Origin of the sequence: Mycolicibacterium wolinskyi str. Jessa 2025 (assembly GCF_049241375.1) — a bacterium.
GTDB lineage: Bacteria > Actinomycetota > Actinomycetes > Mycobacteriales > Mycobacteriaceae > Mycobacterium > Mycobacterium wolinskyi.
Genome location: NZ_CP185960.1, coordinates 2,038,834 through 2,058,436, shown reverse-complemented (window position 1 = coordinate 2,058,436; position 19,603 = coordinate 2,038,834). Strand labels below are relative to the sequence as shown.

21 protein-coding genes are annotated in these 19,603 nt (G+C 67.2%); 8 read left to right on the top strand and 13 right to left on the bottom strand.

Annotated elements, in window-relative coordinates:
- Positions 1–4 precede the first annotated feature (4 nt).
- Positions 5–889 (top strand): DUF4097 family beta strand repeat-containing protein, encoded by an 885-nt coding sequence (locus tag ACOI2T_RS10260; RefSeq protein WP_067858758.1) that lies wholly within the window; start codon positions 5–7, stop codon positions 887–889.
- 1 nt (position 890) lies between these two features.
- Here the strand turns inward: ACOI2T_RS10260 and ACOI2T_RS10255 are convergent, their stop codons facing one another.
- Positions 891–1,640: a sulfite exporter TauE/SafE family protein gene (locus ACOI2T_RS10255; protein ID WP_409506423.1), complete on the bottom strand. Its 750-nt coding sequence runs from the start codon at positions 1,638–1,640 to the stop codon at positions 891–893.
- Between the two features lie 82 nt (positions 1,641–1,722).
- Between ACOI2T_RS10255 and ACOI2T_RS10250 the strand changes: the two genes are divergently transcribed.
- Positions 1,723–2,496 carry an AraC family transcriptional regulator gene (locus ACOI2T_RS10250; protein ID WP_409506422.1) on the top strand — a complete coding sequence of 258 codons (774 nt, stop codon included), beginning with the start codon at positions 1,723–1,725 and terminating at the stop codon, positions 2,494–2,496.
- Between the two features lie 2 nt (positions 2,497–2,498).
- Here ACOI2T_RS10250 and ACOI2T_RS10245 read toward each other — a convergent pair whose 3' ends face one another.
- Positions 2,499–3,515, bottom strand: a complete 1,017-nt coding sequence (locus tag ACOI2T_RS10245) for a nitronate monooxygenase (RefSeq protein WP_409506421.1) — start codon at positions 3,513–3,515, stop codon at positions 2,499–2,501.
- Positions 3,515–4,039 carry a GNAT family N-acetyltransferase gene (locus tag ACOI2T_RS10240; protein WP_409506420.1) on the bottom strand — a complete coding sequence of 175 codons (525 nt, stop codon included), beginning with the start codon at positions 4,037–4,039 and terminating at the stop codon, positions 3,515–3,517. The genes ACOI2T_RS10245 and ACOI2T_RS10240 overlap by 1 nt, the downstream gene beginning before the upstream one ends.
- A 55-nt stretch (positions 4,040–4,094) precedes the next feature.
- On the opposite strand from ACOI2T_RS10240, the gene ACOI2T_RS10235 reads away from it, so the two are divergent.
- Positions 4,095–4,478: a VOC family protein gene (locus tag ACOI2T_RS10235; RefSeq protein WP_067858771.1), complete on the top strand. Its 384-nt coding sequence runs from the start codon at positions 4,095–4,097 to the stop codon at positions 4,476–4,478.
- Between the two features lie 9 nt (positions 4,479–4,487).
- Here ACOI2T_RS10235 and ACOI2T_RS10230 read toward each other — a convergent pair whose 3' ends face one another.
- Genes ACOI2T_RS10230 through ACOI2T_RS10220 form a run of 3 tightly spaced genes read right to left on the bottom strand, consistent with a single transcriptional unit; the run spans position 4,488 to position 6,725 of the window.
- The gene (locus tag ACOI2T_RS10230) at positions 4,488–4,958 is read right to left on the bottom strand and encodes an Rrf2 family transcriptional regulator (RefSeq protein WP_067858774.1); all 471 of its coding nucleotides are present in this window, start codon (positions 4,956–4,958) and stop codon (positions 4,488–4,490) included.
- 41 nt (positions 4,959–4,999) lie between these two features.
- Complete coding sequence (locus ACOI2T_RS10225) at positions 5,000–5,665, bottom strand: pyridoxamine 5'-phosphate oxidase family protein (RefSeq protein ID WP_409506419.1); 666 nt, start codon at positions 5,663–5,665, stop codon at positions 5,000–5,002.
- A 55-nt stretch (positions 5,666–5,720) separates the two neighbouring features.
- Positions 5,721–6,725 carry a zinc-binding alcohol dehydrogenase family protein gene (locus ACOI2T_RS10220; protein ID WP_409506418.1) on the bottom strand — a complete coding sequence of 335 codons (1,005 nt, stop codon included), beginning with the start codon at positions 6,723–6,725 and terminating at the stop codon, positions 5,721–5,723.
- Positions 6,726–6,855: 130 nt separating this feature from the next.
- On the opposite strand from ACOI2T_RS10220, the gene ACOI2T_RS10215 reads away from it, so the two are divergent.
- Positions 6,856–7,236 carry a winged helix-turn-helix transcriptional regulator gene (locus ACOI2T_RS10215; protein ID WP_409506417.1) on the top strand — a complete coding sequence of 127 codons (381 nt, stop codon included), beginning with the start codon at positions 6,856–6,858 and terminating at the stop codon, positions 7,234–7,236.
- On the opposite strand, the gene ACOI2T_RS10210 is transcribed toward ACOI2T_RS10215, so the two are convergent.
- The 4 genes from ACOI2T_RS10210 to cysD are packed head-to-tail and all read right to left on the bottom strand — an operon-like array spanning position 7,233 to position 11,389.
- Positions 7,233–7,829: a cysteine hydrolase family protein gene (locus tag ACOI2T_RS10210; protein ID WP_409506416.1), complete on the bottom strand. Its 597-nt coding sequence runs from the start codon at positions 7,827–7,829 to the stop codon at positions 7,233–7,235. The two genes, ACOI2T_RS10215 and ACOI2T_RS10210, sit on opposite strands and share 4 nt — an antisense overlap.
- A 53-nt stretch (positions 7,830–7,882) precedes the next feature.
- Complete coding sequence (locus ACOI2T_RS10205) at positions 7,883–8,611, bottom strand: 3'(2'),5'-bisphosphate nucleotidase CysQ (RefSeq protein ID WP_085145911.1); 729 nt, start codon at positions 8,609–8,611, stop codon at positions 7,883–7,885.
- Positions 8,608–10,458 carry a sulfate adenylyltransferase subunit CysN gene (cysN, locus tag ACOI2T_RS10200; RefSeq protein WP_207626396.1) on the bottom strand — a complete coding sequence of 617 codons (1,851 nt, stop codon included), beginning with the start codon at positions 10,456–10,458 and terminating at the stop codon, positions 8,608–8,610. Before cysN ends, ACOI2T_RS10205 begins: the two co-directional genes overlap by 4 nt.
- Position 10,459: 1 nt before the next feature.
- Entirely contained in the window at positions 10,460–11,389 is a 930-nt protein-coding gene (gene cysD, locus ACOI2T_RS10195; RefSeq protein WP_067858792.1) for a sulfate adenylyltransferase subunit CysD, read from the bottom strand.
- A 349-nt stretch (positions 11,390–11,738) separates the two neighbouring features.
- Here cysD and ACOI2T_RS10190 point away from each other — a divergent pair, with 349 nt between their 5' ends.
- Both ACOI2T_RS10190 and ACOI2T_RS10185 read left to right on the top strand, forming a co-directional pair.
- Complete coding sequence (locus ACOI2T_RS10190) at positions 11,739–12,824, top strand: IS110 family RNA-guided transposase (RefSeq protein WP_479681027.1); 1,086 nt, start codon at positions 11,739–11,741, stop codon at positions 12,822–12,824.
- A 593-nt stretch (positions 12,825–13,417) separates the two neighbouring features.
- Positions 13,418–14,503 carry an IS110 family RNA-guided transposase gene (locus tag ACOI2T_RS10185; protein ID WP_479681027.1) on the top strand — a complete coding sequence of 362 codons (1,086 nt, stop codon included), beginning with the start codon at positions 13,418–13,420 and terminating at the stop codon, positions 14,501–14,503.
- Between the two features lie 426 nt (positions 14,504–14,929).
- Here the strand turns inward: ACOI2T_RS10185 and ACOI2T_RS10180 are convergent, their stop codons facing one another.
- From ACOI2T_RS10180 to ACOI2T_RS10170, 3 genes are all read right to left on the bottom strand, one after another.
- Positions 14,930–16,261, bottom strand: coding sequence for an MFS transporter (locus ACOI2T_RS10180; protein ID WP_409506515.1), 1,332 nt, complete (start codon positions 16,259–16,261; stop codon positions 14,930–14,932).
- A gap of 68 nt (positions 16,262–16,329) precedes the next feature.
- Positions 16,330–17,346, bottom strand: a complete 1,017-nt coding sequence (locus tag ACOI2T_RS10175) for a phosphotransferase family protein (protein WP_409506503.1) — start codon at positions 17,344–17,346, stop codon at positions 16,330–16,332.
- A complete protein-coding gene (locus ACOI2T_RS10170) occupies positions 17,340–18,455 on the bottom strand; it encodes an Rv3169 family protein (protein ID WP_409506504.1) in 1,116 nt (371 codons plus the stop codon). Before ACOI2T_RS10170 ends, ACOI2T_RS10175 begins: the two co-directional genes overlap by 7 nt.
- 73 nt (positions 18,456–18,528) lie before the next feature.
- On the opposite strand from ACOI2T_RS10170, the gene ACOI2T_RS10165 reads away from it, so the two are divergent.
- Positions 18,529–19,080, top strand: coding sequence for a TetR/AcrR family transcriptional regulator (locus ACOI2T_RS10165; protein ID WP_409506505.1), 552 nt, complete (start codon positions 18,529–18,531; stop codon positions 19,078–19,080).
- Between the two features lie 89 nt (positions 19,081–19,169).
- Positions 19,170–19,559: a PaaI family thioesterase gene (locus tag ACOI2T_RS10160; RefSeq protein WP_409506516.1), complete on the top strand. Its 390-nt coding sequence runs from the start codon at positions 19,170–19,172 to the stop codon at positions 19,557–19,559.
- Positions 19,560–19,603 lie beyond the last annotated feature (44 nt).

The window sequence follows — 19,603 nt, the reverse complement described above, 5'->3', positions numbered from 1 at the left end:
CATCATGACCACCATCACCACCCCGCCGCCTGTCGCCCCGCCGCCTCAACTCACCCCGGGTGGGCGCACCGCGTTCCGGCTGTTTCTGATCGCAGCGGCCGCGCTGGTGGTCGTCGCAACACTGGCCGGGCTCGGCGTCGCGGCGTGGGGCGTCAGCGCCCTGCGTGTCGTCACCGATCACCAGGCCCTGCCTGCCACCATGCGCACGCTGGTCATCGACACCGCGCAGGTGCCCGTCGCGATCCGCATCACGGCCGACCGCGAAACCCGCGAAGCCAAGGCCGATCTGCGTCTGGTCAACACCACCCGCAGTGGCGAGCACCGGCTCGCGGTGAGCACCACCGGTGGCGAAGCCCGAATCAGCATCTCCGGCAACCCCTCTCCCATGCTGGAATGGGCCCGCGGCGGTGAGATCGTCATCTCGCTGCCGCCCGAGCAGGCGCGCAGGCTCACCGTGCGCACCGAACAGGAGATCGGCGCGGTGTTCGCACAGGCCGATGTCGATCAGCTCATCGCGCGCACCACCGACGGCGCGATCATCCTCAGCGGCGCGGCCCGGCGTATCGAAGCCCACACCGTCAACGGTGAGATCGTCTCCCGCGATCCAATCGCGGTCACCGAGGAGTTCAGCGCGACCACATCCGATGCGGACATCACCGTCGATTTCCGCGATGCCGCCCCGCGCACGGTCAATGCGATCAGCCGCGACGGCACCGTCGTGATCGGCCTGCCAGAACCCGGGCCGTACCTCGTGCGCGCCCAGTCGGGATCCTCCACCAGGGTGCGGGTGCCCGAAACCACCAATCCCGACAACGCTGTTGGTGAGATCACCGCGCGCTCCGACAACGGCGAGGTCGTGGTGGAGGAAGTCGGACTCGATCGCGGCTAGGTCAGCTCAGCGCCGCCGCTGCCATCGCGAGGGTCACCGCGGCGATCAGGCCAAGGTAGACCCGAGCGTGGACGGCGTCGGGCATCCCGATTCTCGTCCGTCGCAGGATGACGATGACGGGCGTGGCGCCGAGCAGTAGTGCCGCCGCGGACGTGATGTCGACGGATGCGACCAGTGGCACCACCGCAGGGGCGGTGATCGCGAGCGTGAGCGGATTGGCCAGCGCCGTAGCCGATTCCATCGACCGACCGGCCCGCCGCAGCAACGGCACGGTGAGAACGCTTCCCCCGACGCCGAGAAAGGCTGCGACAGCGCCGACCGGAAGGCCGTAGCGCGCACTGACAGTGCGGGGTTCGGCCCGAGCGGCCGCAGGCCGAACGAAGCCGGGGCGAATAACGGCGTCGGCGAGAGTCAGGGCGAGGTAGGCCACGAAACCCCACTGGGCCACCACGGCGGGCACAAGTCGGGCGGCGATGCCACCGACCAGCCCGCCCACCGCAAGTAATGCCACCAGGCCGCTCCCGCCGCGCAGACCGGCCAGGATCTCTCGGCGGGTGGACGCCGTGGCGATGGCCGCGCCGACGAATACGACGACCGCCGAAGTTGCGACCGCGGTGCGCATCGCGTCGTCTCCGAGTTCGGAATCGGCCCAGACGATCACGGGAACCGTGACGAAGCCGCCGCCGAATCCGAACAGCACGGTGGTCACGCCGGACAGAGCGCCGACCACGGCCAGGATCCAGAAACCCACCACTCGAGTCCACCGGATGCACGAGGGACCGACAATCGAAGGTAGGAATGATCTTTTCGACTTTCGGCCATAGAGTCGTGCCATGCGCAATGTGACGGCCGATGACTACGACGCGGCTGACCGCGCGGTACTACCGGTCGGCACGGACTATCCGGACGGGTTCGTCCTCGACTGGCATTCCCACCGTCGCGCCCAGTTCCTCTACAGCGCCACCGGGGTGATGGTGGTCGAGACACGTGACGGCACCTGGACCGTGCCCACCGATCTCGCTGTTCTCATACCGCCCGGCGTGCGGCACTTGATGCGCACACAAGACGTGAGCACCAGAAGCCTTTACATCGAACCCGCGGCGGTGCCGTGGTGGCCAAGCCGGTGCACCGTGGTGCAGGTGACGCCGTTGCTTCGCGAGCTGCTCCTCGTCGCAGTGGATTTCGACGTGGACTACGACCCGGCGGGTCGCGAAGGCGCCGTCACCAGTCTGTTGTTGCACGAGATCGCCGCCCTGTCACCGCTGGCCCTGCATGTGGCGCTGCCCGCGGCACCGGATCTGGCCCTGCTGTGCCGGGAGTATCTGGGCTCACCGGATGTGCGGATCGGCAACGCGCAGTGGGCCGCCCGGCTGAATCTCAGTGAGCGCGCGTTCAATCGGCGCTTCCGGGCCGAGACCGGCACCAGCCCCGCGATCTGGCGCCGCCGCGCGCGGCTGCTGGCCGCCGTACCGATGCTGCGCAGTGCCTCGGTGACCGATGTCGCGGGCCGGCTCGGTTATGCGACGCCTGCCGCGTTCACGGCGGCGTTCACATCGGAGTTCGGGCTGCCGCCGTCGCGGATGTCGCGGCGGGGACAGCTGGGATGAACTCAGGTGAGTGCGCCGATGATGTCCTTGACCGAACCCGTGCGAATGTTGCGCCACCCGGTACCCGCCCAGACGTTGGTGGCCTGCGGGTCGCCTGCAGTCACGGACGCCTTGCGCACCGGGCTCGTCAAATAGTGGATCTCGGGATAGCCGAACGGCGCCTGTTCCTCGTGCTCGATGACGAACCGGTTGCGCAAGCCGCGCGCATAGCGTCCGGAAAAAGCCCTCGTCACAACGGTTTCGGTGAACTCGGCACTCTGCAGCGCGGCACGGTGCACGGGACTGCTGCCCGCCTCGTCGGCCAGCAGGAACGCGGTGCCGAGTTGCGCCGCCACCGCACCGGCGGCCACTACGCCCGCGACATCGGCGGCCGTCACCAGCCCGCCGGCCGCCGCGACCGGGACGTCCACGGCCGCCAGCACCTCGGCAAGTAGCTGATCCAGCGGCTGCGTCGCAGGCGGCGCGGCCGGGTCGAACGTGCCGCGATGACCGCCCGCCGCGGGCCCCTGGACGGCGAGGGCGTCGACGCCACGATCCACCGCCAGCCGCGCCTCGTCCGGCGTCGTCACGGTGCCCACCGTGGTGATCCCGGCGTCGCGCAGCCGCGAAATCTCCTCGGCCGTCGGCAAGCCGAACGTGAACGACACCACCTCGGGCCGCAGATCCCCGACCACCTCGAGCTTCGCCGACCATGCGTCGTCGTCGTAGCGCGGCTCGCCGAGCGCGACACCGTAGCGGTCCGACTCACCGGCCAATGCGCGCGCGTAGGCCTCGATCCCGTCGGGTGTGCCCGCACTGGGCTGGGGCGCAAACAAATTCACGCCCAACGGCTCGGACGTCAGACCGCGGGCCGCCGAGATCCGATCGGCGAGTGCGTCAGCAGTGAGGTAGCCCGCCGCGATGAACCCGAGCCCACCCGCATTGCTGCCCGCCGCGGCGAGTTCGGGCGTCGACGGCCCGCCGGCCATCGGTGCCACGATCACCGGCCGCGCCAGGCCCCGCAGGTCGAATCCACTCATCACCGCACCGCCTTTCCGAACAGGAGCACATCCTGGGGCTCCTCGCTGATATTGGGAAACACTGCGTAGCGCGCGAGCCTTCCTTCCAGTGACAAACCGCACCGCCGCAGCACACCCGCCGAGCCCGCATTGTCGACATGACAGTAGGCGGACACGCGGTACACCGACGGGTCGCGCCTCTCCTCGTCGAGCACCATCGACACCGCCTCCGTCATCAAACCCTGACGCCAGTACGACCGGGCCAGGCAGTAGCCCAGTTCGACCGCGTACGGCTGCACGCGTCGACTGCCGCACAGGCCGACGACCTCGCCACCGACCTCGATCAGCCACGTCCGTTCCGCACCGACGTTGAACAGCGACGTGATGACCCGCCTGGTCTCCGCGACATCGGGGTGCGGGCGCCACGACAGATAGCGGGTCACCTCGGGGTCGGAGGCGATGCGGGCGAACAGTGCTTCGGCGTCATCGACGACCGGTGCCCGCAGCCTCAGCCGTGGACCGGTCAGGGTTTCGACGGTCGGCATGGCCCTCATCCTGCACCTTGCCGACCGCGACGAGCCAAGGGTTTACTGGCTACATATGGCAATCACCTTCAACCACACCATCGTCGCCGCCAAGGATCGGCAGGAGTCCGCGGTCTTCTTCACCGAATTGTTCGGGCTGCCCAGCCCGCGCGAATTCGGCCCGTTTCTCGCCGTGACGCTCAACCACGGCGTCACCCTGGACTACGCGCAAGCGTCCCCCGACGAGGAGATCCGTCCGCAGCACTACGCATTCCTGGTGTCCGAAGACGAGTTCGACGCGATCTACGGCAGGGTCCGCGACTGGGGTCTGCAGCACTGGGCCGATCCGCGCGGTACGCGGCCGGGCGAGATCAACCACAACGACGGCGGGCGCGGGGTGTACTTCCAGGATCCCTCGGGCCACTACCTGGAGATCATCACCCGGCCGTACGGCGGCTGAGCGAGCGGGCTAACCGTGCCCGCGCTGCTCTTCCTGACTGAGGTATGCACCCGCCAATTTCGCCACGTGCGACGGCAACTTGCCGCATGCCACGTCGGCCAGGCTGGTTTCCTCAAGCACTGAACGCATGCTGGCCCGCAGTGCCCGCCAAACATCGGTCAGTGCCGCGGTCGGGCCCGAATACGGCAGGTCCCCCAGGCCGATGTCGCGCACGCTGGCCAGCGGACCGTCGATGCAGCGCAGCACATCGGCGATGCTGATCTCCTCCGCAGCACGAGCCAGCTCATATCCCCCGTCGCGACCCCGGTGGCTGCGAACCAGCCGATCGGTGCGCAAGTCGGAGAGGATGTCGACGAGGAACTGCGACGGTATGCCCTGAGCCTTGGCCAGATCGTCGGTTTTCACCAGATCGCCGTCGCCGACGGCGGCCAGCTGGACCATGGCTCGGACGGCATACTCCGCCTTCGCCGACATCCGCATAGGCCCGATTCTGCCAGCCGGGCCACGCGGGCAGCCCAGGGCTACCGCGACGGCGTGTTCCGCAGGGGCCCCGTCATGGCTCGCACCGACGCCGGTACCGGCGTCCCCGCCACGACATCCGGCGCCGCCCGAGGTGCTCCGTACTGCACCGTCAACGGCACCACACCGGCCCATGCGCCCGCGGCGATGTCCTCGTCAGGGTCTTCCGGCCACCCGTCGCTGACCTTGAGCGACCAGTTGTCCGCGCCGATCGGCAGGCGCATCGCCATCGTGGCGGCCAACTCCTTGCGGGTGCTGGCCCGCAACTCGGCGACCCGCCCGGGGATGAAGGAGTCGGTGAGGGTTTCGAGGTATCCGACCTTGTGGTCGTCGGGGATGCGCTCGAACGAGCCGAACAGGACGGCACTGCGGTAATGAAACGACGACTCGAAGCTGCTGCGCGCCACCACGACACCGTCGAGCGCGGTCACCGACACCGCGGCGGGCACGCCGTCGGCGAGTGCGCGCAGCCATGGCGAGCCCGTGGACCCGTGGATCACCAATTCGTCTCCGACGCGGGCGAATCCGGTCGGGAACACGACGGGGTGATCGTCGCGCACGAGCGCGATGGTGGCCAGTGGGGTGCTGTCGAGCAGCTCGTCCAGTTGGCTTCGCGAGGTGCTCTGCTTCTCGTCGAGCCGGGTGATGCGCGTGGAAGGCTGCGTCATGAATCGCTCCGCATGGCGTGATTCTGCCAGGCGGGTCAGCCGGCCGCCCACCGGTTTATTTGCCGCGCGTCACCACCACTTTGCCCACCATGCGCCCGGACTCCACCTGACCGTGCGCCTCACGAAGCCCGGCCGCGTCGAAGCCTTCGACCGCGTTGGTCAACGTGCTGCGCAGCGTCCCCGCGTCGACCAGATCGGCGGCCGCGCCGAGCATTCGTTGCTGGGCGATCATGTCGTAACCCGTCATCGGGCGGGTGAACATCAGTTCCCAATGCCAGGCAATGCTTTTGGCCTTCAGTTCGACGAGATCGAGACCCTCCGGCTCGTCGATGGCTGTGATATGCCCGAACGGCCGCATGATGTCGGCGTAGGTGCTGATGTTGCCTGCCGAGTGCGGCGAGAACAGGTAGTCGATTCCGTCCGGTGCCACCTGCAACGCCTGGGCGCCCAGGTCGCGATGGTCGATCACCTCGTCGGCGCCCATACGCAGCGTCCAGTCTCGGGATTCGGTGCGGCTCGCCGTCGCGATCACGCGAACCCCGGTGAGCGCCTTGGCCAGCTGTATCAACACCGATCCCACCCCACCGGCCCCGCCGAGCACCAACAGGTCACCCCGCGACTCCGCCGTGAGGGCAAACCGCTCGAACAATGTCTCCCAAGCCGTGATGGTGGTCAACGGTAGTGCGGCAGAATCCGTGAACGACAACGTTTTCGGCTTCCGCGCGACGATACGCTCGTCGACCGCGTGGAATTCGGCGTTCGTACCGGGCCGCGTGACATCCCCGGCGTACCAGACTTCGTCGCCCACAGAAAGCGTCGTTACCTCCGACCCGACCGCCTCGACGGTTCCCGCCGCGTCGAAACCCAGGATCACCGGATCGGTGCTGGGCGACAGGCCGCGCCTGCGCTTGACGTCGACGGGGTTGACCGAGACGGCCGCCACCCGCACGAGCACGTCATGCGGGCGGAGCTCGGGCACCGGAACCGAGACATCCTTCAGAGCTTCCGGATCGTCGATCGGCAAGGCGGAGTAGGAACCGATCGCGGCCATATCGGGCATAGTGGCCACTCCTCATCTGTTGGCATTGCTGACGACGACGGATGCTAATCGCGCACCGGCAGTTTCCTGCAAGGACGCCTACTCCCCTCAAGGGAATACTTGCAGCTAGACGGAGTGAGGAGAACCAGCTGTGGCCACGACCTGCCCGACCGGTCGGCACGACGAGCACAACGTGTACGCCGAGGCCTGCCCGTGCCGGGCACTGCTGGATCTGCTGGCCAACAAGTGGTCCGCGTTGACCATCGGGCTGCTGGAGCAGGGGCCGGCCCGGTTCACCGAACTGCGCGCCGCGCTCCCCGGCGTCGGGCCGAAGATGTTGACGCAGACCCTGCGCCGGCTGGAGGCCGCGTCACTGCTGCGGCGCACCGTCTATGCCGAGGTGCCGCCCCGCGTCGAGTATGCGCTGACCGAACTGGGCCGCGACGTCGCCGAGCCGCTGGGCCGGCTTCGCGCCTGGGCTGAGGACAACATCGACCGGATCGCTGCGCTCAATGCGAACTGGACGAGTTAGTCGGGGATGTCGACCGTCTGCGGCACGACGACCGCGAACAGGTCCGACAACGCCGCCAGGCTCGCCGCCTGCAGCGCGGAGGCCGGCACGGGCTCCCCGTCCGGGCCTGCGAGCGTGCGGGTGGCGGTGGCAGCCGCCACGACCGTGGGCGCGTAACCGAGGTTGAACGCGCCACGTGCGGTCGAGTTCACGCACATGTGCGTCATGAAGCCCGCAAGCACCAGGTTCGACGCGTCGACCTCTTGCAGCCGCTGTTGAAGATCGGTCTGCACAAAGGAATTCGGGAAGTTCTTGACCACAACCGGCTCACCCTCGCGGGGTGCCACCGACGCGACGATCGCGCCGCTCTCTCCTTCGATGTCGTAGAGCGAGCCCGGCCCGTCGGAGTGCTGGATGTGGATGATCGGGATGCCCGCCGTGCGAGCCCGGTCCAGCAGTTGCGCGGCCTCGACGAGTGCGGCCTGCACGCCTTCGAGTTCCATCGTGCCCTGGGTGTAGGTGTTCTGGCAGTCGATGAGGACGAGCGTGGAGTCGGCGAGCCGGGCCGGCGCGGTCGGCAGACTGGCGAGTTCACGCAGCGTTGGACGAGTCATCAAGCCAGCGTACCCGTTGGGAAACCAGCCATTTCGTTGTTCTCGGTAACGACCTACCCGGTTACGGCAAGTACCCGCTCGGCGAGCTCGGGGCGGCACACCACCAGGTCGGGCAGCAGCGGGTCGGCCGAGTTGTAGACCAGGCGCGACCCGTCGATGCGTGAGGTGTGCAGGCCGGCTGCCCGAGCCACCGCGACCGGTGCGGCCGAATCCCACTCGTACTGACCGCCGGCGTGCACGTACACGTCGGCGACGCCGCGGATCACCGCCGCGACTTTCGCACCAGCGGAGCCCATTTCGACCAATGTGCCGCCGAGCGCATCGCGCACCGCGAGTGCGATCGCCGGTGGCCGGGTACGTGACACCACGATCCGCGGCGGGCCGTCGAACGCGCGGGGCGCGGCGACCTCGGGTGTGGAGAGCGTGGTGTTCTGCGCGGGCAGGGCCACCGCGCCGGCCACCAGTTCACCGTTCTCCCACAGCGCGACGTGCACAGCCCAGTCGTCGCGGCCGAGTTCGGAGAACTCGCGCGTGCCGTCGAGCGGGTCGACGATCCAGACCCGCTCGGAGGTGAGGCGGACCGGATCGTCGACGCCTTCCTCGGACAGCACCGCATCGCCTGGACGCTTCGCCGCGAGTTCTTCCATCAGGAAATCATGGGACTGCTTGTCTCCGGCGGCTTTTCGCTCCTCGGCAGACGCGTCGGCGAAGTCGGCGCGGACGTCGAGCAGCAGATCTCCGGCGCGCGTCGCCAGCCGGGCAGCCAGTTCGTGGTCGTTCACCGGCGACTGTCCAACATCTCGATGACCTGATCGGCGAGTTCGTCGACGTCGCGATCGGGAACCAGCCGCAGGTCGGGGCTCTTCGGCCGCTGGTACGGGCTGTCGATGCCGGTGAAGTGCGTGATCTCACCGGCACGGGCCTTCTTGTACAGCCCCTTGGGGTCACGCCGCTCGCAGTCCTCCAGCGGGGTGTCGCAGAACACCTCGAAGAACTCGAAGCCCTGGTTGGCGTGCACGGCACGGGCCAGCTCACGGTGCTCGGTCAGCGGGCTGATCGCGGGAACCAGCACGGTCAAACCGGAATCGGCCATGAGCGTGGCGATGTGCGCCAGCCGGCGCAGGTTTTCGGCCCGGTCGGCCATCGAGAAACCGAGGTCGGCGTTGAGCCCGTGGCGGAGGTTGTCCCCGTCGAGAACGTATGCCGGGCAACCACGTTCGAGCAGCTTCTGCTCGACGCGCATCGCCACTGACGACTTGCCCGAACCCGACAGGCCGGTGAACCAGATGGTGCGGCCCTTGGACAGGCGGTCGTCGGCGCACACGAGCGACTGGTGACGAACGGTGTTGGGACTCGCCGCGCGGTTCGCGACGGGCGTGGTATCACGCACCATGCCCGCGGCGACCGTTCCGTTGGTGTCGGGATCGATCAGGATGAACGCCCCCGTAGCGGCGTTGCGGGAGTACTCGTCGAGCATCAGCGGCTGCTGGCTGCGCAGCGTGATGCGGCCGAGCTCGTTGAGCTTGAGCGCCGTCGCGGACTTGTCCCGGTGCAACGTGTTGACGTCGAGGCGGTAGTCCAGTGAGGCCACCCGGGCCCGCGTCGTCCGCGTGGTGTGCTTGACCAGGTACTCGCGCCCCGGCTCCAGCGCCGACCCATCGGCCATCCAGCAGACGGTCGCGTCGAACTCGGTCGACACGTGCGGCTGGTTGTTGACCCGCGCGAGCACGTCGCCGCGGGAGATGTCGATGTCGTCGGCCAGGCTGACCGACACCGCCATCGGCGGGAACGCCTCGGTGACCGGACCGGTCGGTGCGTCGATCGCGGTGATCGTGCTGGACTTTCCGCTTGGCAGCACGACGATCTCGTCGCCGACGCGCATCACGCCGCTCGCCACGGTGCCCGCATAGCTGCGGTGGTCGGCATGGTCGACGGTCTGCGGACGGATCACGTACTGGACCGGGAACCGCACGTCGACCAGGTTGCGGTCGCCGGCGATGTAGACGTCCTCGAGATGGCTCAGCAGCGCGGGACCGTCGTACCACGGCGCCTTGTCCGACTTCGTCACCACGTTGTCGCCGTTGAGCGCCGACATCGGGATGGTGGTGACGTCGTGGATGTCCAGCCGGGCCGCAAACGCATGGAACTCGTCGCGAATGTCGTTGAACTTCTCCTGATTCCAGTCGATCAGGTCCATCTTGTTGACGGCGAGCACGATGTGCTGCACACCCAGCAGCGACGCCAGGAAGGCGTGGCGGCGGGACTGTTCGAGCAGCCCGTGCCGCGCGTCGACAAGCACGATCGCCAGGTGCGCGGTCGACGTTCCGGTCACCATGTTGCGCGTGTACTGGATGTGGCCGGGGGTGTCGGCGATGATGAATTTTCGCTTGGCCGTGGCGAAATAGCGGTAGGCGACGTCGATCGTGATGCCCTGCTCGCGTTCCGAGCGCAGGCCGTCGGTCACGAGTGCGAGGTCGGTGTAGTCGTTGCCGCGTTCCTTGGAGGTGCGCTCGACGGCGGCGAGCTGGTCCTCCATGACGGCCTTCGAGTCATAGAGCAGCCGGCCGATCAGCGTGGACTTGCCGTCGTCGACCGAACCGGCGGTCGCGATCCTGAGCAGTGTCGCCATATCAGAAATATCCCTCGCGCTTGCGGTCTTCCATCCCGGCCTCGGAGATGCGGTCATCGGCGCGTGTGGCGCCGCGTTCGGTCAGACGCGAGACGGCGGTCTCGGCGATGATGTCCTCGACCGTCGCCGCGGTCGATTCCACGCATCCGGTGCACGTGACGTCGCCGACGGTGCGGAACCGCACGCTCGTCTCGAAGACCTCTTCCCCGTCACGGGGCTGCATGAACGGGTGCACCGCGAGCAGCATTCCGTCGCGCTGGAACACCGGGCGGGTGTGGGCGTAATAGATTGCGGGCAGCGTGATGTTCTCGGCGCCGATGTAGGCCCAGATGTCGTACTCGGTCCAGTTCGACAGCGGGAACACGCGGATGTGCTCACCCTTGCGGTGCCTGCCGTTGTAGATGTTCCACAGTTCGGGGCGCTGCGCCTTGGGGTCCCATTGCCCGAACTCGTCGCGGAAGCTGAACACCCGCTCCTTGGCCCGCGCCTTCTCCTCGTCGCGGCGCGCACCGCCGAATGCGGCGTCGAACTTGTTCTCGCGGATCCCACGCAACAGCGTCACCGTCTGCAGCGGGTTGCGCGAGGGGCCGTTGTCGACGACCCGGCCCGCGTCGATGTCGTCCTGCACCGACGCGACGACCAGGCGCACGCCGTTCTCGGCCACCAGGCGGTCACGGGTCTCGATGACCTCGTCGAAGTTGTGTCCCGTGTCGACGTGCATTACCGGGAACGGCAGCCGCGCGGGGGCGAAAGCCTTGATCGCCAGATGCAGCATGACGATCGAATCCTTGCCGCCCGAGAACAGCAGCACCGGCCGCTCGAACTCGGCCGCCACCTCGCGGATGATGTGGATGGCCTCGGCTTCCAGCGAGCGCAGATGGCTGAGCTCGTACGTGCCGGGTTGTGTCTCGATCGGCTCTGCCGTGGTCATTGCTTCCCCATTAAGTTGGTAGAAATGGCCAGAATTGCAAGCATGACCTGGAATGTAACCGGCCCGGCGCGGCAGTGTCAACGCTCGGTGTGTGAGCAGTGCAATTGCGTGGGCCGGCGGGGTGATGCCAGCCCGCGTTTGTCGCGCTCGCCCGCGTTTTGTCACGCCAGAGTGACCGCCGGCCCTGACAGCCACGCCAGCGTGACAATCGCGGGCTCAACGCGGGGCAATCCATCCCCACTGTCACGCCAGACGGTATGGGGGGCTGGGGCCTCGCTCACATGTGAACGTGGGTTGCCGACAGGAAACGGGTCCTGGCCGGTAGAGCCACAAGATGTGGGAGGCCCCAGTGATACGTCAGCGTACGAGTGTTGGTTTGGATGTGCACGCACGATCGGTGTTTGGGTGTGGGTTTGACGCTGAGACCGGACAAGTCCTCGAGCGGCGGTTGACCCCTGATCATGGCGAGATCATCGCGTGGATACGGTCGTTGCCACCGCCGGTGATGGTGGCTTATGAGGCGGGTCCGACCGGGTTCGGGTTGGCCCGGGCATTGACCGCGGCCGGGATCGAGGTGGTGGTGGCTGCCCCGTCAAAGCTGCAGCGTCCTGCTGGGGATCGGGTCAAAACCGATGCCCGCGATGCCCGGCATCTGGCCCGCCTGGTGCATCTGGGCGAAGTGGTCGGAGTGGAGGTGCCAAGCCCTGAGCGTGAAGCCGCCCGGGATTTGGTGCGGGCGCGTGAGGATTGCCGTGGTGATTTGATGGCGGCCCGGTTGCGGTTGTCGCACATGTTGTTACGCCACGGCATCGTCTACTACGGCGGCAACGCCTGGACTGGCAAGCATGAACTGTGGCTACGTGCTCAGCGCTTCACCACCCCCGGGCTGCAGGACGCCTACGACAGCGCCTTCGACGCGATGCTGGCCAACGCCGACCGCCGTGACCGGCTTGATGCGGCGATCACCCAGATGGCCGCCGATTCGGAGTTCACCCCGGTGGTGACACGGTTGGGGTGCATTCGCGGGATCTCGACGCTGAGCGCCTTCGGGCTCGCCGTCGAGATCGGCGATTGGCACCGGTTGACCGGCCGCTCGATCGGGGCCTACCTCGGCTTGGTGCCCACCGAATACTCCACAGGCGCCACCCGCTCGCAAGGGTCGATCACCAAGACCGGCAACAGTCACGCCCGACGGTTGTTGATCGAGGCGGCCTGGCATCACCGCAAGCCTTACCGGCCCAGCCAGGTGATGCGGCGACGCTGGGATGCGGCCAGCCCGGCCGCCCGTGCTCGTGGTCAGGCCGCTAACCGGCGCCTGCACACCCGGTGGAAACACTTCGATCAGCGCAAGAAGCGGCCGGTGGTCGCCAACGCCGCCATCGCCCGCGAACTGGCCGGCTGGTCGTGGTCACTGGCCGTCCTCGACGACAACTAAACACCCCTCCCCACGTCCAGGTGGCGTCAGGTCAGTTGCCGGCACACGAAAACACCCGAGTGATCCGCGCCCACTCTGTGAGCAAATCCTTCTGTCCCGCAGGATGATTCACGCTCGTTCTTGCCAGACAAGCGGCCCACTCAGCCGAAAGTACCGTCCTGCTGGTAACCAACCCGCGCATATCAGACTGACCAAACCATTCGCGTCGAGAACCCCCTTCGACACGCCGCAACCCGACCCAATCCTCACCTGGCCGACGAAGCGGCGGGCCGCGACGACGGTTACGGCCCGCCGCTTCACCCTGCCCCCTTGACAAACTGGCCTCCATATCAGAGTGACTGCGGGCTTCGAGAGCCACGCCAGCGTGACAATCACGAGCTCGACCCGCGGCAACCCATCCCCACTGTCACGCCAGAGTGACTGCGGGCTTCGAGAGCCACGCCAGCGTGACAATCACGAGCTCGACCCGCAGCAACCCAGCCCACTGTCACGCCAGACGGTATGGGGGGCTGGGGCCTCGCTCACATGTGAACGTGGGTTGCCGACAGGAAACGGGTCCTGGCCGGTAGAGCCACAAGATGTGGGAGGCCCCAGTGATACGTCAGCGTACGAGTGTTGGTTTGGATGTGCACGCACGATCGGTGTTTGGGTGTGGGTTTGACGCTGAGACCGGACAAGTCCTCGAGCGGCGGTTGACCCCTGATCATGGCGAGATCATCGCGTGGATACGGTCGTTGCCACCGCCGGTGATGGTGGCTTATGAGGCGGGTCCGACCGGGTTCGGGTTGGCCCGGGCATTGACCGCGGCCGGGATCGAGGTGGTGGTGGCTGCCCCGTCAAAGCTGCAGCGTCCTGCTGGGGATCGGGTCAAAACCGATGCCCGCGATGCCCGGCATCTGGCCCGCCTGGTGCATCTGGGCGAAGTGGTCGGAGTGGAGGTGCCAAGCCCTGAGCGTGAAGCCGCCCGGGATTTGGTGCGGGCGCGTGAGGATTGCCGTGGTGATTTGATGGCGGCCCGGTTGCGGTTGTCGCACATGTTGTTACGCCACGGCATCGTCTACTACGGCGGCAACGCCTGGACTGGCAAGCATGAACTGTGGCTACGTGCTCAGCGCTTCACCACCCCCGGGCTGCAGGACGCCTACGACAGCGCCTTCGACGCGATGCTGGCCAACGCCGACCGCCGTGACCGGCTTGATGCGGCGATCACCCAGATGGCCGCCGATTCGGAGTTCACCCCGGTGGTGACACGGTTGGGGTGCATTCGCGGGATCTCGACGCTGAGCGCCTTCGGGCTCGCCGTCGAGATCGGCGATTGGCACCGGTTGACCGGCCGCTCGATCGGGGCCTACCTCGGCTTGGTGCCCACCGAATACTCCACAGGCGCCACCCGCTCGCAAGGGTCGATCACCAAGACCGGCAACAGTCACGCCCGACGGTTGTTGATCGAGGCGGCCTGGCATCACCGCAAGCCTTACCGGCCCAGCCAGGTGATGCGGCGACGCTGGGATGCGGCCAGCCCGGCCGCCCGTGCTCGTGGTCAGGCCGCTAACCGGCGCCTGCACACCCGGTGGAAACACTTCGATCAGCGCAAGAAGCGGCCGGTGGTCGCCAACGCCGCCATCGCCCGCGAACTGGCCGGCTGGTCGTGGTCACTGGCCGTCCTCGACGACAACTAAACACCCCTCCCCACGTCCAGGTGGCGTCAGGTCAGTTGCCGGCACACGAAAACACCCGAGTGATCCGCGCCCACTCTGTGAGCAAATCCTTCTGTCCCGCAGGATGATTCACGCTCGTTCTTGCCAGACAAGCGGCCCACTCAGCCGAAAGTACCGTCCTGCTGGTAACCAACCCGCGCATATCAGACTGACCAAACCATTCGCGTCGAGAACCCCCTTCGACACGCCGCAACCCGACCCAATCCTCACCTGGCCGACGAAGCGGCGGGCCGCGACGACGGTTACGGCCCGCCGCTTCACCCTGCCCCCTTGACAAACTGGCCTCCATATCAGAGTGACTGCTGGCCCCTACAGCCACGCCAGCGTGACAATCGCGGGCCGGCGCGGCGCCCAAAGCCCAAAGCCCAGCACCAAGCGACGGCCACGTCAGCGATGCCCGCTCACATGCGCGCCGGCATTGCGTGGGAGGCGCAGGGTTTCGATGAGGGTGAACGCGAGGAAGGCGCCGAGGACGAGAAACGTCGCTGAATATGAGGTCAGCTGAGTGAGCAACAGCGCGGCGATGGCGATGCCGAGGCCGGCCGCGAGTTCCTGCACGGACGCGTTGAGCGTGTTGGCGTGGGTCAGTTGATCTCCGTCGACGTCGGAGAACGCCAGGCTGTTGTAAGCCGTGAAGCCGATGGACCGCAGTGCGCCGCTCACATAGAGAACGACGGCCATGACGGCGACCGGCATGCCCGGCTGCAACAGCGCCAGCAGTCCGAAACAGCCGACCGACGCGATGCCATTGATCAGCAGGACGTTGCGAATTCCGATGCGCCGCATCATCGGGGTCGTCAGCGGTTTGATGGTGAGGTTGCCCGCGAACAGTGCGGCCACCATGAGACCGGCGGCAAACGGCGTCCAGCCGAACTCCAGCTGGAACTGCAGCGGCAGCAGGAACGGCACGGCGGTGATCACCATCCGGTACAGCGACCCCGCCTGCACGGTGATCCGCAGCGTGCGGACTTTGAGTACACGCAATTGCACGAGCGGGTTCTCTGCCCGCAGCAGCCGCCAGACGGCGGCCGACAACAGCACCACAGCGCCCACCCCGCACAGGCCGACCAGCAGCCGATCGGTGCCGGACACCCGGACGTTCTCCAGTGCGATCAGCGCGGCAGCAATCCCGCAACCGAGTGCCAGGAGCCCGGGCCAGTCCAAGGATCGCGGTGCGGCAGCCGGCTCGCCCCGAATGAGCCGCAGCGCCAGAAGGAATCCGATCAGCCCGATCGGAATGTTGACCGCGAAGATCCACCGCCAGCTGCCGAGCGTCGCGATGGCCCCGCCGAGCACCGGTGCGAGTATCGGCGCGGCCAAGGCCGGCCACGTCAGCAACGCGATTGCCCGCACCAGGTCGGACTTGTCGCTGTAGCGCAGGACCGCGAGCCGGCCGACGGGCACCATCATCGCGCCACCGACACCCTGCAACACCCGCATGCCGACGAGCATGGGCAACGACGCCGAGAGGGCGCAGCCCACCGACGCCAGCGTGAAAACCGCTATGGCGGCGATGAATACGCGACGGATACCGAAACGATCGGCCATCCAGCCGCTCGCTGGGATGAGAACCGCCACGGTGACCAGATACGCCGAGATCGCGACGTTGACGTCGACGGCATCGACACCGAACGACGACGCGATCAGCGGGATGGCCGGCGTGATGATCGTGGCGTCGAGGATCTCCATGAACAACGCGCCCGCCACCAGCAGAGCCATACCGCGGGGAAAGGGTGGATGCTCGGGCGTGGACACCCGAGCAATCTAAAGCAGTTCCCTGAGCTTCCTCAGCTGCCGAGCACGAAGTCGATACGCCGCGCGCAAATGTCGGCGAGGTCCACGCCAGGGAGATCGAACCGGTGATTGAGCCGGATCAGCGCGACAGCCAGCAAAAGCGGCGCGGTGACGTCGCCGAACGCGATGTTGCCGATTTCGTGGCCCACTGCACGTTCGTAGCGGTCGATGGTCTCCTCGCGGCTCGGCGTTCCCGGCGCCGGAGCGTTGTCGGGCAGCGGGCTGCTCACCCAATCGGTCATTAGAAGCCAGCTGACGTCGGCGGCTTGATCACCCAGGTAGGCGATCTCCCAGTCCAGCGCCGCAGCCGGCGACAGATCGGGCCGGTACAGGACGTTGGACATCCGGCTGTCACCCCAGCACAGTCCGACGCGGTCAGGCGTGTAGAGATGGTTATCCAGCCAGTCCAGCGCTCGGCGGAAGGTCGGGTGGATCGGCTTGTCGCCGTAGGCCCAGCCGATCGCATAGCGCAGGAAGTCGCGCAGTGCAGCCGGACTCGACTTGCCGAGGAACCCCAGCCGGTACTCCTGCGGATCGAGCCGGTGCACGGCCGCGATCATGTCCACGCACCCGTTCCACAGCGCGGCCCGGCCCGCGTCGTCGGTCTCGGCGAAGATTCCGGCCCCGTGGTAGGGCGGTACGTCGCTGACGCCGACCACGTCGTCGATGCGATCCATCACGAGATACTGGGTGCCGAGGGCGTCGCCCTCGGCGTCGATCCAGCGCACCGTCGGCACCGGAATGGGCGAAGGCGCCAGCCGTTGCATGACGAGATACTGCCGACGCAGGTCGTAGTCAGGCAGGATCTGAAATTCCGGCGGGCGCCGGAACACCAGGCCGAGACTGCCTCCGTCGTCGAGCCCGTCGAGCTCGAACAGGAACGTCTCGGTGGAAAAGCCGCCCGGGCTCGGGCACCAGTTCTTCACCCGCGCCTGCGCGGCACCGGGAACACGTTGGCGGGCAATGGTTTCGAGGGCTGCGGGGAGCTCCTCGGCAGCTGGCCTCACCACCCGGTGTAACCGTAGTGCGGGTAGGCCCCGACGAACACCATCTCCACCAGGCCATGGCCGGTCTTTCCGTCCATCCGAACCTCGCACAGTGTCTCCGACAGGAAGCTGACGGGCTTGATGACGCTCAGATCCGTGGTGTCGGCTGTGAATCCATCGATGAAATCCTTTCCGCGCCAATGTCCCGATGCGTACCCGCCGACTTCCATGTAGCCGGCGAGCCCGGGCCAGAAGTCGGTGATCGGGGTGACCTCGATGGTGCTCGTGCTGCGGTCCCCACGGTGCACGGTGAAGGTGCCGCCGCTGATGACCCGGAGCTCGTCGCGGAACTTCAGGTCGTGTTCGACGTCGATAATGGTGGCTGCCGGACGTTCGGTCGCAAGCGGGTAGAGAATCTCGCCCTCGAACTGCCACCGCTCCCCTGCGCTGGTCTCGCGCTGCGCGAAATGCACGAGCTGGTCATCGAATTCGAAGATCCCCATGTAGTAGAGGGTGCCGTCGGGAATCTCCTGGGGCTGCAGGTGGGCGCCCTCCGACAAGCCTCCGCCACCCGGTCCGTTGCGGATGCCCCACGAGTGGTCGCGGCCGAACCACCACCGGGACGTGTCGATCTCGATGCGTTCGCCGTCGATCTCGATCCAGCCCTCCAGGTCGCCGTTCTGGTAGAACCGGCGCGCATCCTCGCTGACGCGGCCGCGGCTGCGGTGGAACGCGGGCGTCTGCTCATACGTCGGGAACTGACCGCGCAACCGAAGATCGAGACTCACCCCCTGCTCATTGGGTTCGAGCACGGCTCGCACCGTTCGCAGGGGCTCCTCGACGCTGTAGGTGTACGGGCCAACGGAATATGTTCCGAGAGCGCCCGATTCGGGATTGAGTTCGGTCGACATGCGCACGACGCGGGCCTCGCCGCCGCGCTTGGTGATCATCGCGTACGCGTCGGTGACGTCGCGATTGGGATAGCGCGCCAGGCCCGTCATCACGTTGACCTCGCCCGAGCGGTCGAATCCGTACATCACGATGCGTTCGGTCCACCGCAAGTCGGATTGGGCGACGTGGTCGAACGTGGTCGGCAACTGGTGACAGAGCAGTTCGTCGTGCGGCGTGAGCATGCGGCCTCCCGGAGATAATTACGTTATAGGCCGTAACGTAACAGGCGCGAGCCGATGAGGATAGGTTTTTGCGATGACCACTGCAGCCGGACGGCCCCGCGACCCCGCCAAGGATGTCGCCGTGTTGGCCGCGACCCGTGAGCTGCTGGTCGAGGAGGGCTACCAAGGCACGACCGTGCTGGCCATCGCCCGGCGCGCGGGTGTCGGCGCACCGACGATCTACCGGCGCTGGCCGACCAAAGAGGCCCTGGTGGAAGATGCCGCTTTCGGTCACGCGGCGCCCGTGCCGGTACCCGGCCCGTCCGGCGACCTGCGGGCAGATCTGCGAGGGTGGGTCGCGGTGTTCCTCGACTGGCTGGCCAACCCGGTGACCCGGGCGGCGCTGCCGGGCCTGCTGACGGCCTATCACCGGGACGAGACGATCTACGAACGGCTGGTGTTGCGCGCCGAGACCGATGTGCGGGCGCTGATGGCCGATCTGCTCGGCGACGCCGCGCGGGCCGACGTCGTCTTCGATTTCCTCGTGGCCTCCACCGTGGTGCGGGCGATGACGCGAGGGCTCGTCGACCGCGATGCGTACTGCGACCGCACTGCCGACGCGTTGGTCGTGCTGGCGCGCGGCTGACTCCGAGAAAAGGACTACCCCGGAGGTAATTGAACCGCCGCACGCCGGTGGCCAGACTTCGATGAATGACCACCCAGACCGGATCTGACGTGATGGCGCAATTCCTGCCCCAGTCACCGTTTGTCACAAAGTTGGGCATCGTCGCGGAGTCGCTCGACGGACCCGAGGTGCGACTGCGAATGCCGTGGGATCCGTCGAACGTCACCCTCGCCGACATGGTGCACGGCGGCGCGATCGCCACGCTCGCCGATGTCACCGTGATGGCTGCCGCCTGGGTAGGGGCCGACGTGCCGGGTTCACTTCGGGGCGTGACGGTTTCGATGTCGATCAGCTACCTGGCCCCGGCCCGGGCCACCGACCTGCTCGGCGTCGGCCGGGTGCTGCGTCAGGGCAGGTCGCTCGTGAGTTGCGATGTCGACATCGTCACGCCCGGCGGCGACGCGGTCGCGAAAGCGATTGCGACGTACAAGGTGGGCTGAACCTCGCCAAGGCGACGGCCGTCCTGCTCGGGGGGGTAGCAGGA